General features: G+C 59.2%; 12 protein-coding genes. 5 read left to right on the top strand and 7 right to left on the bottom strand.

Features of this window, described 5'->3' with window-relative positions; all coding sequences use genetic code 11:
- The 7 genes from ACXHXG_RS13035 to ACXHXG_RS13005 all read right to left on the bottom strand — a co-directional run bounded on the left by ACXHXG_RS13035 (position 1) and on the right by ACXHXG_RS13005 (position 7,839).
- Entirely contained in the window at positions 1-1,986 is a 1,986-nt protein-coding gene (locus ACXHXG_RS13035) for an oxidoreductase (protein ID WP_457899998.1), read from the bottom strand.
- A 30-nt stretch (positions 1,987-2,016) separates the two neighbouring features.
- Positions 2,017-3,258, bottom strand: coding sequence for a DUF3422 domain-containing protein (locus ACXHXG_RS13030; RefSeq protein ID WP_457899526.1), 1,242 nt, complete (start codon positions 3,256-3,258; stop codon positions 2,017-2,019).
- Positions 3,259-3,284: 26 nt separating this feature from the next.
- Positions 3,285-4,361, bottom strand: a complete 1,077-nt coding sequence (locus ACXHXG_RS13025; RefSeq protein WP_457899525.1) for a quaternary amine ABC transporter ATP-binding protein — start codon at positions 4,359-4,361, stop codon at positions 3,285-3,287.
- Positions 4,354-5,241, bottom strand: coding sequence for an ABC transporter permease (locus ACXHXG_RS13020; RefSeq protein ID WP_104826146.1), 888 nt, complete (start codon positions 5,239-5,241; stop codon positions 4,354-4,356). Before ACXHXG_RS13020 ends, ACXHXG_RS13025 begins: the two co-directional genes overlap by 8 nt.
- A 95-nt stretch (positions 5,242-5,336) precedes the next feature.
- The gene (locus tag ACXHXG_RS13015; protein ID WP_104826147.1) at positions 5,337-6,338 is read right to left on the bottom strand and encodes an ABC transporter substrate-binding protein; all 1,002 of its coding nucleotides are present in this window, start codon (positions 6,336-6,338) and stop codon (positions 5,337-5,339) included.
- A gap of 64 nt (positions 6,339-6,402) precedes the next feature.
- The gene (locus ACXHXG_RS13010) at positions 6,403-7,197 is read right to left on the bottom strand and encodes a pyrroline-5-carboxylate reductase family protein (RefSeq protein ID WP_104826148.1); all 795 of its coding nucleotides are present in this window, start codon (positions 7,195-7,197) and stop codon (positions 6,403-6,405) included.
- A gap of 12 nt (positions 7,198-7,209) precedes the next feature.
- A complete protein-coding gene (locus tag ACXHXG_RS13005) occupies positions 7,210-7,839 on the bottom strand; it encodes a TetR/AcrR family transcriptional regulator (RefSeq protein ID WP_104826149.1) in 630 nt (209 codons plus the stop codon).
- Between the two features lie 146 nt (positions 7,840-7,985).
- On the opposite strand from ACXHXG_RS13005, the gene ACXHXG_RS13000 reads away from it, so the two are divergent.
- From ACXHXG_RS13000 to ACXHXG_RS12980, 5 genes are all read left to right on the top strand, one after another.
- Positions 7,986-10,022 (top strand): oxidoreductase, encoded by a 2,037-nt coding sequence (locus ACXHXG_RS13000; RefSeq protein ID WP_457899524.1) that lies wholly within the window; start codon positions 7,986-7,988, stop codon positions 10,020-10,022.
- A gap of 40 nt (positions 10,023-10,062) precedes the next feature.
- Entirely contained in the window at positions 10,063-10,668 is a 606-nt protein-coding gene (locus ACXHXG_RS12995) for a dimethylsulfoniopropionate lyase (RefSeq protein WP_457899997.1), read from the top strand.
- Positions 10,669-10,705: 37 nt separating this feature from the next.
- Positions 10,706-11,455: an electron transfer flavoprotein subunit beta/FixA family protein gene (locus ACXHXG_RS12990; RefSeq protein WP_457899523.1), complete on the top strand. Its 750-nt coding sequence runs from the start codon at positions 10,706-10,708 to the stop codon at positions 11,453-11,455.
- A gap of 27 nt (positions 11,456-11,482) precedes the next feature.
- A complete protein-coding gene (locus ACXHXG_RS12985) occupies positions 11,483-12,412 on the top strand; it encodes an electron transfer flavoprotein subunit alpha/FixB family protein (RefSeq protein ID WP_457899522.1) in 930 nt (309 codons plus the stop codon).
- A gap of 7 nt (positions 12,413-12,419) precedes the next feature.
- Positions 12,420-13,923, top strand: a 1,504-nt coding sequence (locus ACXHXG_RS12980) for an electron transfer flavoprotein-ubiquinone oxidoreductase (RefSeq protein ID WP_457899521.1), incomplete at its 3' end; no start/stop codon positions are given.

Here is a 13,923-nt window from a genome sequence, read left to right as displayed (position 1 = left end):
TCAAATCTCCAATCCTATCTTTCGACCTTCGTAAAATGCGTAGGGAGCTTGTCGCGGGGCCGCGCAATCGCCGATCTGACGAATGGTGACGCCCAAAGCCGACAGACCTGGCATCAGCCAATCCGCGGGAAGATTTGTCGTCGCCATGACCAGCGTATCCGCCTCGAGAAAGCGATGTTCGCCGGTATTGTGATCCACGAGCGTTGCGCCGTCCCCCTTCCACTCGACCACGCTGGATTCGACAATCCACTGGACGCCGAGTTTGCGCAGCGCCTGCCGCATGGGGACGTCGGCTGCCGTTCGCTGAAGCTCTTTGCCGACGAAAGGATCCGGGGTGACGATGGTGACCAAATGACCGTCTTCGGCCAGCTTCCAGGCCGTGCCGCATGCCCTCCAGCCGCCGCCCTCGTCCAGAAGAAGAACGTGTTTTCCGGGTCTGACCTGCTTTGCCATCACGCCTTCGATGGTAAAAACGCCGCCCTTCTCGATACCGGGCAAGGTCTCAACAGTCGGCAGCGCCTTCTGGAAGCCAGTTTCCGGCGAATAGGATCCCGTGGCCACAACGACCACATCCAACTCGGCCGCATTGATTTCCTCAGCTTCCACGTAGGTATTAAGCCGGACTTCGACGCCGAGGCTTTTGAGCTGGCGCTCGTACCATGCCAGGAGATCTAGTATCTGTGCCCGGCGTGGCTGAAGTCCCGCCAGCAGGAAGTTGCCGCCCAGGTGATTGGACGCCTCGGCGAGTATGACTTTATGGCCTCGCTCTGCGGCCACTCTCGCCGCCTCCAGCCCAGCCGGGCCTCCGCCGATGACAAGAACCCGTTTGGGGGCGTCTGTTTTTGTGAAGCGATCGCCGTTCCACTCGGACTCGCGGCCGGCAGAGGGATTGATCAGACAGCTTATCCAGTAGTCACGTGAGCGGCGGCCCCAACACATCTGATTGCACGAAATGCAGCCACGAATGTCCTCAGGGCGACCTTCGCCGGCTTTCCTGGCCAGATGAGGATCGGCGATCTGGCCTCGCACGATCGAGACCAGGTCGCAGGCGCCCTCTCCCAGCACCGTCTCTGCATTTTCAGGTGTCCGGATGTGGCTTTCTGCCGTGACGACCGCTTTCTTCACGACCTTTTTCAAAGTCGATGCCAGATCGGCCCCGAGCTTTTCAGGATAGATGAAAGTCGGCATCAGCTTGTAGAAGTCGAGATAGCCGCCCGATCCGCAGGTGACGTAGTCTATCAGGCCGAGCTCGTCATGGAGTTTGACGATCTCGGCGAGCTCCTCGCGTGAAAGAGCTGCCTTTACGTCAGGCTCGTCGCTGACGGCGATGCCGACGATGAAGTCAGGCCCGCAGGTCTCACGAATCCTGGAGAGTATTTCCCGAGACATCCGTGTGCGATTTTCCAGCGACCCTCCCCATTGGTCGCCTCGGCGGTTGCTCCAGGGCGTCCAGAATTGATCGACCATCCCGAGATAGGCCGCCCAGACCTCCACTCCATCGAAGCCCGCCTCGCGACATCGCCGTGCAGCCTGCACGAAGCCATCGATGGTTTCCCATATCTCGTTTTCGGTCATCGGGTGCGATCCGTCGCTATCGTGATAGCTCGGCAAGCCGGAAGGCGACCAATGAGGATGGAAGGAATTATCGGAGTCGCCGTGCGCGCCGACATGGTAGAGCTGCTGAATGGCAACGGCGCCGTTGTCTTTGATCGCCCGGACGACCTTGGCGAAATGCGGAATAACGGCGTCGTCCGAATGCCGGAAGTTGTGATGCGTCAGGACCGCGGACGCATGCACCGGCATCGGCTCGACGACAATCATCGCAGCGCCGCCGATCGCCCGCTCGGCATAATATGCCGCATGGCGTTCGGTCGGCAGACCCTCCAAGGCGAGGTTTGAGGTGTGCGCGCCGAAGACAATTCGGTTTCGAAGGGTACGGGAACCAATCTTTAGAGGCGCGAACAGGCGAGGAAACGTCTGGGACATGGTGTTGGCTGCCAAGATGAGTATCGTTGGTTACGATGCGCTATGCGCTGCGATGCCCTTTCGGACATGCCGAATGCCCGCCCAGATCGCGAAGACTGCCACGGGAACGGTAAACAGCAGGCCGGCCTTTGCCAGATGGACGTCGAAGCCAAGTTCGCCGGCCGCCTCCAGGCACACCTTTGTCAGGCTGATGGCGTAGTAGGTGATTGCGATGACCGAAAAGCCCTCGACCGCCTGCTGAATGTGAACCTGCACGCGTGCACGCTCTTCCATCGAGCTTAGGAGCGATGCGTTCTGGTCCTCAAGCTGCACTTGGACGGTCGTCCGCAGGAGGTCGCCTGCAAGGCTAACCCGCTCACCCACTTCGGAAAGACGCCGCTCCGTTGCATGGACGAAGCGAACGGCGGGCTGAAAGCGGCGGTCGATGAAAGTGCAGATACGCTGTCTGTCCTCCACTCGTTCTTCGCGCAGCTCAATCATCCTGCTTGCGACAATTTCGGCGTAGGCCTTTGTGGCTCCAAATCGTTGTTTTGCCTTTGCCGTCAGCTTCAAGACATCGGAAGATAGCTTCGTCACTTCCGACAGAAGCGCCTTGTCCACCTTTATTTCGCTCTGCATGTGCTCAATCAGAACGGTGAGGCGCCTGTCAAAATCCGAAAGTTGTTTGACCGTCTCACGCGCCACCGGCATGCCGAGCAGCGCCATCATCCGGTAGGTTTCAATTTCCAGCAGCCGCCTCACCATGCGACCCGTACGGTAGGCATTGAGGTTGCGGTTATAGACGCGAAATTCCACGAATCCGTCATCATCGAGACGGAAGCTCGAATAGACCTCCGCGTCGCCGCCGCCCACTTTCGATGCGACGTAGTCGACCCCGGGTTTTGGACGCGGCGCCTCCTTTTCGTCTCGCACCGGGACACGCACGGCAGCGATCACCTTGCCTTCTACGAAGCGAATGCAGTCGTAAAACGGCTTCGGCAATGCAGTCGGCTGGTCGATCGATGCCGGTGAGACGTAGGTCAACGTCACAAACTCGGTATGCGCCTCCCATTTCAGTCGTCCGTCGCCACATTTTCCTATGCCGTGGCTTCCCTGGCCCGTGATTGCAACATCATCGAGTTCCAGCAGTTCTGATGGGATGGGAGGAGCTGCGTTCTCCGAAACGATGGCGACGTGCCAGACATCGGTGTCGCCATCGAAATAAAGTGAAGGTCTTGCGTGGAGTTCCTGATGGAGTTCCCTGCGCAATGGATGTTCGGCGCCGACAAGCATCTGGTTGACCCTTTTCAAACAATGGATCAGCGCGCCATGGCGACCACGTCCCTTTGTCGTTCTTGACCTTGTGAACTGACCATCGCACAAGCGAGCTGGCGCAGCGTCACCACGCCGACAGGCTCGGAAGAGGCGCCTAGCACCGTCACATCACCATCCGGAACGGATGCGAGCAAGCGCACGGCTTCTTCCACCGTCGTCCCCGCGTGCACGGTAAGGCCGCTGGATGCTGTCGCGCCACGAAGAGGTGACATGATCGCCTCCACCTGGACGACGCGCCCGCGGTTTACTTCCTTGACGAAGTTGGCGACATAGTCGTCGGCCGGACGCAGGACGATATCCTGGCTGGTTCCTTGCTGAATGATCTCGCCGTCGCGCAGAATTGCGATTTGATCACCGAGACGCAGAGCCTCGTCGAGATCGTGGGTGATGAAGACGATCGTTTTTTTGATCTCCTTCTGGATGTCGAGAAGGACAGTCTGCATGTCCGTTCGGATCAATGGATCAAGAGCCGAATAAGCCTCGTCCATGAGCAGCACCGGTGCATCGTTCGAAAGAGCGCGTGCGAGCCCGACGCGTTGCTGCATCCCGCCCGAGAGCTGATTGGGATACTTGTCTTCAAATCCCTTCAGGCCCACTCGCTCCAGCCATCGCATGGCGACGTCGACGGCTTTCGAACGGGCGATCCCTTGGACCTCCAACCCGAAGACGGTGTTGTCGAGGACGCTACGATGCGGCAGAAGTGCGAACTTCTGAAACACCATCGCCGTCTGGTGCCGGCGGAACTCGCGAAGCTGGGTTTCGTCCATTTTGACAACGTCGACACCATCGACCAGCACTTCGCCCGCTGTCGGATCGATCAGACGGTTTATGTGGCGAATGAGCGTTGACTTGCCTGAGCCGGAGAGGCCCATGATGACCTGGATACAGCCCGATGGGATCTCGATATTGATGTCTTTCAGACCCAATATATGCCCGTGCGCCCGGTTGAGCTCGGCCTTGGTCATGCCCTTCTGAGCAGCCTCGATATGGGCTGCCGCATTGGGACCGAAGATCTTGTAAAGGTGTCGGATCCTGATACCGCCGAAATGATGATCAGCCATGAACGGTCTCCCGGTGCTTCTGGAGTCTTTTGCCGTATGCCTGGCTGACCCGGTCAAAGATGATGGCGATGCCAACGATGGCAAGTCCATTGAAGATACCCAAGGTGAAGTATTGATTTGCGATTGCCTTGAGCACGGGTTGGCCGAGGCCTTGCACGCCGATCATCGAGGCGATGACGACCATTGCCAGCGCCATCATGATGGTCTGATTGATCCCGGCCATGATTGTCGGCAAGGCAAGCGGCAACTGCACCTTGAAGAGCTTCTGTGATCGGTTGGTTCCGAATGCGTCGGCAGCTTCCAGGACATCCTTATCGACAAGCCGGATACCAAGGTCGGTGAGCCTGATCATCGGCGGAATAGCGTAGATGACGACTGCGATGAGGCCGGGTACGCGTCCGATGCCAAGAAGCATCACCACGGGGATGAGATACACGAAACTCGGCATGGTCTGCATGATATCGAGGATCGGGCTGACCAGCTTCTGAATGCGGTCGGAGCGCGACATCAGAATGCCGATAGGCAGACCTATGGCGATCGAGAGTACGGTGCAGACGAAAATCATCGAGATCGTGCGCATCGTGTCCTGCCACATGTCGAAATAACCGATCAGCAACAGCGTCACGAGACAGCCCAGGACGATCTTGAAATTGCGGCTCGCAAGCCACGCGACCGCCAGGATCAAGAGCGTGATGATCGGCCACGGGGTTTGGGTCATGAATTTCTCGGCCGCCATCAAGAAATGCTGCAGCGGCGTGAAAAAGCCCTCGATCGTGTCTCCGTAGGCTCTCGTGAATGCGCGAAAATTGTCGTCGATGAGCTTCTTGAGATCACGAAGCGCATCGTCGTTCATGTGAGGGAAGGTGTAAAACCAGTCCATGCGGTTCCCCTTTTCTTAAAGAAGCCGTGCCAGTCTTTTTATGTTGTACGGCGGTGAGGAGCGGCGCGCCGTGCGCGCCGCTTGTTTACGGGCGGCTAGAGAGCGGCCTCGATCTTCTTGGCGGCGTCCGGAGTGACCCACTTCGTCCAGACGTCTTTGTTTTCCTTCAGGAAGTGCTTGGCGCCATCTTCGCCGCTTGCCTGATTGTCCGTCATCCAGGCCATCAGACCGTTGACGGTCTGGTTGCTCCAAGAGCGCTTCTTGAGATAGTCCATGACTTCGGGGCTGACCTTCTCGGAAAAGGTCTTGGCAACCAGCGTGACGACATGGTCGGTCGGCCAGGCATTCGGCTTGGGATCGGCGCAGTCAGCCACTGTATTGCAGCGCTTCCACTCCGCAGGATCGTTCGGCACGCCTGCATCGAGCTTCACCATCGCGTATTTGCCGAGCAATGCCGTTGGCGCCCAGTAATAACCTACCCAGCCTTCTTTGCGCTCATAGGCTTTTGCAATCGAACCATCGAGGCCTGCCGCAGAGCCGGTATCGACCAGAGTGAAGCCTGCCTTGTCCGCATTGAAGGCCTTGTAATATTGCGATGTGACGATCGTGCCGCCCCAACCCTGGGGGCCATTGAAGATAGCGCCCTTCTTGGCGTCTTCAGGATCTGGGAACAATTCGGGGTGCTTCAGCATATCAGGAATGGTCTTGATGTCCGGATGTGCGTCGGCAACATACTTCGGGATCCACCATCCCTGCACGCCGCCATCGGGAAGCGGGGATCCGACCTGAACGATCCTCCCTTCGTCGGTACCCTTCTTGACGACGTCTGGCAGCAGGTCGATCCAGGCTTCCGGCGCAATATCGGGTTCACCCTTCTCCGCCATGGAGGTGATCGTCGGAACGGTGTCACCAACGGTGATATCCGCTTCGCATCCATAGCCTTCATTCAGGATGATCTTATCGAGATTGGAGAGGACTTCCGCGCTTTGCCAGTTCATGCTGGCGATCGTGATGTTGCCACATTCGGCGGCACTCGCAATGGAAGCTCCGCCTACCAGTCCAAACAACATGCAGGTCGATGCCAATAGCTTTTTCATTATCGTTCCCTCAGTTTAGCGGCTTGTCTTAGGGGCGGGGCGCCGCAAACCCGCATTCAGGCTATCAGGAAATCTGTCCCATTTTTATTGATTTTGCGAATGCTGCGGACAAACCATTTTGTACCGCGGTATCGAAGCCGGAAGCGCGCATTTCCTCGATCGCTGCTGCAGTTGTGCCGCGATAATCGAGAAAGGTGCGAACGATGTCGTCGGGATTTTCATCCCGCTTTTGCAGCAAGCCACCCGTGCCGACCAGAACAGCGTTAACGGCGCGGTGCGCGACTTTTGGTTCCAGCCCGCGCGCGATCGCATCCTTCAGCATGGCAGCGGCGAGCAGGGCGGGGAATGCCGGCCCCGCGCCCGAAAGACCGGTCAGATAGTCGATGTCGCCTTCGCTTGCGACCTCGTCCTGCATTCCGCAGGCGTCGAATATGGCTCGAACAGCGGCCTTGTCTTCACCTGTCGCATGCTGCGTGGCGATCCATGGTGTATAGGAAAGCGCCACTTCCGCGGCTGCGTTGGGAAGTGCACGGACAACGCGCGGAGTATTGTGGTGATGGCAAAGCGCGGCGAGGGAGACACCGGCCATAACAGAGATCACCAACTTGCCTTTGGCATCGATACGCAATTGCCTCCAGTCGGCAGGTCGCACGGAAAGAAAAATGATATCGGAACGGTCTGCCAACTCTTGATTGTCGACGGTCCAGAAAGCTTGCGAAAACCTGTCCGGCCGCGTGCTTCGATAGGAGAGGGCAAGATCTTCGTCGCCGACGACGCCAGCGCTTACCAAAGACTCTGCAATCGCCCCGCCAAGCCAGCCTGCACCTCCAACGATACCGATCTTTCCTAAACCGCTCATTCTTGCCCGCCGTTAGTCTGGCTTGTAACCGTGCCGCGCAAAGAAGCGGTCCAGCTCTCTCTGCTGCGGCACCTGGCCAGTATAGATTGCGATATATTCAGGTATGCGCTTCATACGCAGACCGATTTCCTCGTTGGACTGCATCGAGATGTAGCCGATCTGCACCAGATAGGTTGTTCTCGCGCGCACGTCTGCGGCGGCGGCTTCATAGCCGAACCGCATGAACATCCGCGTAAGCGCCTCTACTCTTGCCTGGTCCGCGCGCTGAACCTCTTCGAGAATTTCCGACGATTGCAGTGCCCAACTGCGCACTGCGAACTCGAACTGCGAGTCGAAAAGGTCCTTATTCAGCCAGCAATCGAAAACATTGAGCATGGCTTCCGCCAAGGATTCTGCATATGCCTCCGACTGCTTGATAATGTTGCCGGTGTTCTTGTCTCTCCATCTTGCAAGCAAAGCGCCCAGCAGCTCCTCCCGATCCTTGAAGAACCAGTAGAAGCTGGTGCGGGAAAGCTTGAGCTTCTTTGCCAGCGGCAGGATTTTGACCGCATCAACTCCGGCGTCGATCAGCGAGCTGTATGCCGCCTCCAGCCAGCCTTCCTGCGATCCGCGCCAACCACTGTCGTTCAAACTCTGGTCCATGACCTATCTCCTATCAAATTGCGAAGGCCGACACAAGGAAAATGTACATCAGTGTCGAAATTAGAGACTAAAATGTTTTCCGCATTGACACGTATGTACATTTGCGCATAGCGTCATTGTGATGTTTCTAATCCGGAGCCCGACATATGTCGAACGATCCTCTTCTTCAGCCCTATAAATTAAAGCATCTGACGCTGCGAAACCGCATCATCGTGACGTCCCACGAGCCGGCTTATCCCGAAGACGGAATGCCGAAGGAACGGTATCGGGCTTACACGGTGGAGCGGGCGAAGGGCGGAGTGGCCTTGACGATGACGGCAGGATCCGCGGCCGTTTCGCGCGACAGTCCGCCGGTCTTCAACAACCTGCTCGCTTATAAGGACGAGATTGTTCCCTGGATCCGCGAAATGACCGATGCCGTTCACGAAGAGGGCGCGGCGATCATGATTCAGCTCACCCATCTCGGGCGCCGCACGCGTTGGGACAAGGGCGATTGGCTGCCGGTCGTGGCTCCATCGCATCACCGCGAGGCGTCCCACCGTGCCTTTCCCAAAAAGATTGAAGACTGGGATATCGAGCGCATCATCAAGGACTTTGCGGATGCCGCCGAACGCATGAAAGCGGGCGGTATGGACGGGGTGGAGCTGGAGGCCTATGGCCATCTGATCGATCAGTTCGCGTCTCCGCTCACCAACGAACTCGACGCTCCCTATGGCGGCCCGCTGGAAAATCGGATGCGCTTCTGTTTCGATGTCTTCAAGGCGATGCGTGAACGCGTTGGCGACGACTTCATTCTCGGCATTCGCTACACCGCCGACGAATGTCTTCCCGGCGGGACCGGCAAGGCAGAGGGTATCGAGATTTCCAAGCGGCTGCGCGATAGCGGTCTGGTCGACTACCTGAACGTCATCCGTGGCCACATCGACACCGATCCGGGCCTGACCGATGTCATTCCAATTCAGGGCATGGCCAATTCGCCGCATCTCGATTTTGCCGGTGAGATACGCGCCGCGACGAACTTCCCGACATTCCACGCCGCAAAAATTCCGGACGTTGCCACCGCCCGCCATGCCATCGCGGCCGGAAAAGTGGACATGGTCGGAATGACCCGCGCTCATATGACCGATCCGCATATCGTGCGGAAGATCATCGAAAAGCGCGAGGAAGACATTCGGCCGTGCGTCGGCGCAAACTACTGTCTCGACCGCATCTACCAGGGCGGCATGGCATTTTGTATCCACAACGCCGCGACCGGCCGCGAGCAGACCATGCCTCATATCGTGTCGAAGGCTGACACCCGGAAGAAGGTCGTCATCGTCGGCGCCGGTCCTGCCGGTCTCGAGGCCGCCCGCGTCGCCGGGGAACGCGGCCATGACGTCGTCGTTTTCGAGGCGGCGAACAATCCGGGCGGCCAGATCCGGCTTACCGCGCAGAGCGAACGCCGACGAGAGATGATCAGCATTATCGACTGGCGCATGAGCCAGTGCGAGAAGTATGACGTCAAGTTCCACTTCAATACCTGGGCGGAAGCGGAAACGGTTGCTGCGGAGAATCCGGACGTCGTCATCATCGCGACGGGCGGCCTGCCGCATACGGAGGTATTGTCAAAGGGCAACGAACTCGTCGTGTCCTCGTGGGACATCATCTCCGGCGACGTGAAACCCGGCACGAACGTTTTGATCTTCGATGACGCCGGCGATCATGCGGGATTGCAGGCTGCCGAATTCCTGGCAAAGGCTGGCGCGAAGGTCGAGATCATGACGCCCGACCGCTCCTTCGCGCCGGAAGTCATGGCGATGAACCTCGTTCCTTACATGCGCTCGCTGCAGAAGCTCGATGTCACCTTTACCGTGACGTTCCGATTGGAGTCGGCTGAGAAGAATGGCAACCAGATCGTCGCCCATGTCGGAAGCGACTATGGTGGTGTCTCCAAGCAGCGTGTCGTCGACCAGATCGTCGTCAATCATGGCACCATTCCACTGGACGAACTGTATTTCGAGCTGAAGCCGCTCTCCAGTAACTTCGGCGAAATATCGCACGATGAGCTTCTCGCAGGAAAACCCCAGTCCGTCGTTCGCAATCCGGAAGGAAAGTTCCAGTTGTTCCGGATCGGTGACGCCGTCGCGGCTCGCAACACGCATGCAGCGATCTACGATGGCCTTCGGATCGCGAAGGACATCTAGCGCGGGAGGACGGTTGGTCGATCCGGCGGGAGGGGATGGAATGAGCCAAAGAAATGAGGACCTGCAGCACTTCATCGACGCTGCTTTCGTAGCCTTCGACAAATGTGTGAAGGATCCGCAGGGTCGCCGCTCGATCGCGGAAATCTTTTCGGCGCTGGAACGTCCAGGCATGCAAAGGGAAGGGAATGGCAGCCGTCTTCCGATCTGCGCGTTCCTTGCCGACGCCTTGTCCGTCCACACGTCCGATCCTGCTCTTCGGCGCATAATGGAGCTTTTTCGGCGAGTTGAACCTCTGCTCGAGTGGAGACAGCGAACCAAGTATGATGCCGCCACGGCCAGCGAGAATTTCCTTGATGGCCACGCCAATGCGATGATCATTGGCCCGGGCGGTTTGGAAATTCGCAACGACCTCTGGTTCGGAGTAACCCTCTTGGCGCCCAGAGTTCGCTATCCGGATCACAATCACCCTCCTGAAGAAACCTATCTCGTGCTGTCTGATGGCGAGTTCCGGCAAGAGGACGGGGATTGGTTTTCGCCCGGTATCGGCGGGTCGTTCTATAATATCCCCGGTATCAAACATGCCATGAGATCGGTCGACACGCCTCTCTTCGCCTTCTGGGTGTTGCTTGCCGAACGACCGCACTGAACGGCACCAATCTTCGGAACAATGAAAGGGGTTCGCCATGAAGATTCTCGTCCCGGTGAAGCGGGTGGTTGATTACAACGTGAAGATCCGTGTGAAGGCGGATGGCACGGGTGTCGAGCTTGCGAATGTGAAGATGTCGATGAACCCGTTCGACGAGATCTCGGTCGAGGAAGCGCTGCGGCTGAAGGAAGCCGGCAAGGCCGAAGAAGTGGTGGTGGTGTCGATCGGCCCGGCCAAGGCCGAGGAGACGCTGAGGACGGCGCTCGCCATGGGGGCGGATCGTGCCATCCTGGTCGAGACCGACGATCAAGTCGAGCCGCTGGCAGTGGCGAAGATCCTGAAAGGCGTGGCCGATGCCGAACAGCCGGGGCTGATCATCGTCGGCAAGCAGGCGATCGATGATGACTCGAACCAGACCGGCCAGATGCTGGCGGCCTTGCTGGGATCGGCGCAGGCAACCTTTGCCTCGAAGATCGAGATCGGCGATGGCAAGGCGACTGTCACCCGCGAGGTCGATGGTGGCCTGCAGACGATCGAGGTCAAGCTGCCGGCGGTGGTCACGACGGACCTGCGCCTCAACGAGCCGCGTTATGCCTCGCTGCCGAACATCATGAAGGCGAAGAAGAAGCCGCTCGACAAGAAGAGCCCGGCCGATTTCGGCGTCTCCACCGAGCCGCGCCTGAAGGTGCTGAAGACCGAGGAGCCGTCGGGCCGCAAGGCGGGCGTCAAGGTCAAGTCGGTGGCCGAGCTGGTCGAAAAACTCAAGACCGAAGCCGGCGTGCTTTAATCCAGTCCGAACGAGGAGTTAGACACCATGGCCATTCTTCTTCTGGCTGATCATGACAGCAACCATCTTTCCGACCAGACCGCCAAGGCGCTGACGGCGGCAAGGCAGATCGGTGGCGAAGTCCATGTGCTTGTCGCCGGCGCTGGCGCCAACACTGCGGCCGAGCAGGCAGCCAAGCTTGCCGGCGTCTCCAAGGTGCTGCTAGCCGACGATGCCAGCCTCGCCAACAATCTGGCCGAGCCGCTCGCAGCCCTCATCGTGGCGCTGGCCGGCTCCTATGACACCATCCTGACGGCGGCCACTTCGGTCGGCAAAAACGTCATGCCGCGGGTTGCCGCTTTGCTCGATGTCGCCCAGGTCTCGGAAATCATCGAAGTCGTCTCCGCCGATACCTTCAAGCGGCCGATCTATGCCGGCAATGCCATCCAGACGGTGCAGTCGACCGATGCCAGACGCGTGATCACCGTGCGCACCGCTTCCTTCGCCTCTGCCGCAGACGGTGGTTCGGCCACGATCGAAGCAATCCCGGCGGTCGCCAATCCCGGCCTGTCCAGCTTCGTCGCCGATGCGCTGTCGGCGTCCGACCGTCCGGAACTCACCTCGGCGAAGATCATCATCTCCGGTGGCCGCGCGTTGGGGTCGGCGGAAAAGTTCAAGGAAGTCATCCTTCCCGTCGCCGACAAGCTCGGGGCGGCCGTCGGCGCAAGCCGCGCGGCCGTCGATGCCGGCTATGCCCCGAACGACTGGCAGGTCGGCCAGACCGGCAAGGTGGTGGCACCACAGCTCTATATCGCCTGCGGCATATCCGGTGCCATCCAGCATCTCGCCGGCATGAAGGATAGTAAGGTCATCGTCGCCATCAACAAGGACGAGGAGGCACCGATCTTCCAGATCGCCGACTACGGCCTCGTCGCCGATCTCTTCGAGGCCCTGCCGGAACTCGAAAAGGCGCTGTGATATCGCAATGACCGACGCAAGCGAGCTGCCAGAACGCGAGAGCATGGAATTCGACGTTGTGATCGTCGGAGCGGGGCCGGCTGGTCTTGCGGCGGCGATCCATCTGAAGCAGGTCAATCCGGATCTGACCGTCGTCGTGCTCGAGAAGGGCGCGGAAGTCGGCGCCCATATCCTGTCGGGCGCCGTCGTCGATCCCATCGGCATCGACCGGCTGCTGCCCGGCTGGCGGGAGGAGGACGGCCATCCCTTCAAGACCAAGGTGACGGACGATCACTTCCTGGTGCTCGGACCGGCCGGCTCCGTCCGCCTGCCGAACGCGCTGATGCCGCCGCTGATGAACAACCACGGCAATTATATCGTCTCGCTCGGCAACGTCTGTCGCTGGCTCGCCGAAAAGGCGGAAGCGCTCGGCGTCGAGATCTATCCCGGCTTTGCCGCCACCGAAGTGCTTTACAATGACGAAGGTGCCGTCATCGGTGTTGCCACCGGCGACATGGGTATCGACAAGAACGGCGAGCCCGGCCCGAACTATACCCGTGGCATGGCGCTGCTCGGCAAATACGTGCTGATCGGCGAAGGCGTGCGCGGTTCGCTCGCTAAGCAGCTGATTGCCAGGTTCAAGCTCGATGAGGGACGTGACGTGCCGAAGTTCGGCATCGGCCTCAAGGAACTCTGGCAGGTGAAGCCCGAGTACCACAAACAGGGCCTGGTGCAGCATTCCTTCGGCTGGCCTTTGGACATGAAGACCGGCGGCGGCTCGTTCCTCTATCACCTCGAAGACAATCTCGTCGCCGTCGGCTTCGTCGTGCACCTCAATTACAAGAACCCCTATCTCTATCCCTTCGAGGAATTCCAGCGTTTCAAGACGCACCCGGCGATCCGCTCCACCTTCGAGGGCGGCAAGCGTCTCTCCTATGGGGCACGCGCCATCACCGAAGGCGGCTGGCAATCGGTGCCGAAGCTTTCCTTCCCCGGGGGCGCGCTGATCGGCTGTTCGGCCGGCTTCGTCAACGTGCCGCGCATCAAGGGCAGCCACAATGCGGTGCTGTCGGGCATGCTGGCGGCCGACAAGATCGCCGCGGCGATCGCCGCCGGCCGCGCCAATGACGAAGTGATCGAGATCGAGAACGAATGGCGCAGCACCGACATCGGCCGCGACTTGAAGAAGGTCCGCAACGTCAAGCCGCTGTGGTCGAAGTTCGGCACGGCGATAGGCGTGGCGCTTGGCGGTCTCGACATGTGGACGAACACGCTGTTCGGCTTTTCCTTCTTCGGCACGCTGAAACACGGCAAGACCGATGCGCAGTCACTGGAGCCGGCCTCGCAGCACAAGCCGATTTCCTATCCGAAGCCGGACGGCGTTCTGACCTTCGATCGTCTCTCGTCGGTGTTCCTGTCGAACACCAATCATGAGGAAGACCAGCCGGTGCATCTCAAGGTCAAGGACATGGACCTGCAGAAGCGTTCCGAGCACGACATCTATGCCGGCCCGTCGACGCGCTACTGTCCGG

The sequence above is a fragment of the Rhizobium sp. LEGMi-198b genome (assembly GCF_054114205.1).
This window is presented reverse-complemented; position numbering and strand designations above follow the sequence as displayed.

Coding starts and splice junctions, on each gene's coding strand:
- ACXHXG_RS13035 (WP_457899998.1), bottom strand. CDS start 1,986: ATGTCCCAGACGTTTCCTCGCCTGTTCGCGCCTCTAAAGATTGGTTCC.
- ACXHXG_RS13030 (WP_457899526.1), bottom strand. CDS start 3,258: ATGCTTGTCGGCGCCGAACATCCATTGCGCAGGGAACTCCATCAGGAA.
- ACXHXG_RS13025 (WP_457899525.1), bottom strand. CDS start 4,361: ATGGCTGATCATCATTTCGGCGGTATCAGGATCCGACACCTTTACAAG.
- ACXHXG_RS13020 (WP_104826146.1), bottom strand. CDS start 5,241: ATGGACTGGTTTTACACCTTCCCTCACATGAACGACGATGCGCTTCGT.
- ACXHXG_RS13015 (WP_104826147.1), bottom strand. CDS start 6,338: ATGAAAAAGCTATTGGCATCGACCTGCATGTTGTTTGGACTGGTAGGC.
- ACXHXG_RS13010 (WP_104826148.1), bottom strand. CDS start 7,197: ATGAGCGGTTTAGGAAAGATCGGTATCGTTGGAGGTGCAGGCTGGCTT.
- ACXHXG_RS13005 (WP_104826149.1), bottom strand. CDS start 7,839: ATGGACCAGAGTTTGAACGACAGTGGTTGGCGCGGATCGCAGGAAGGC.
- ACXHXG_RS13000 (WP_457899524.1), top strand. CDS start 7,986: ATGTCGAACGATCCTCTTCTTCAGCCCTATAAATTAAAGCATCTGACG.
- ACXHXG_RS12995 (WP_457899997.1), top strand. CDS start 10,063: ATGAGCCAAAGAAATGAGGACCTGCAGCACTTCATCGACGCTGCTTTC.
- ACXHXG_RS12990 (WP_457899523.1), top strand. CDS start 10,706: ATGAAGATTCTCGTCCCGGTGAAGCGGGTGGTTGATTACAACGTGAAG.
- ACXHXG_RS12985 (WP_457899522.1), top strand. CDS start 11,483: ATGGCCATTCTTCTTCTGGCTGATCATGACAGCAACCATCTTTCCGAC.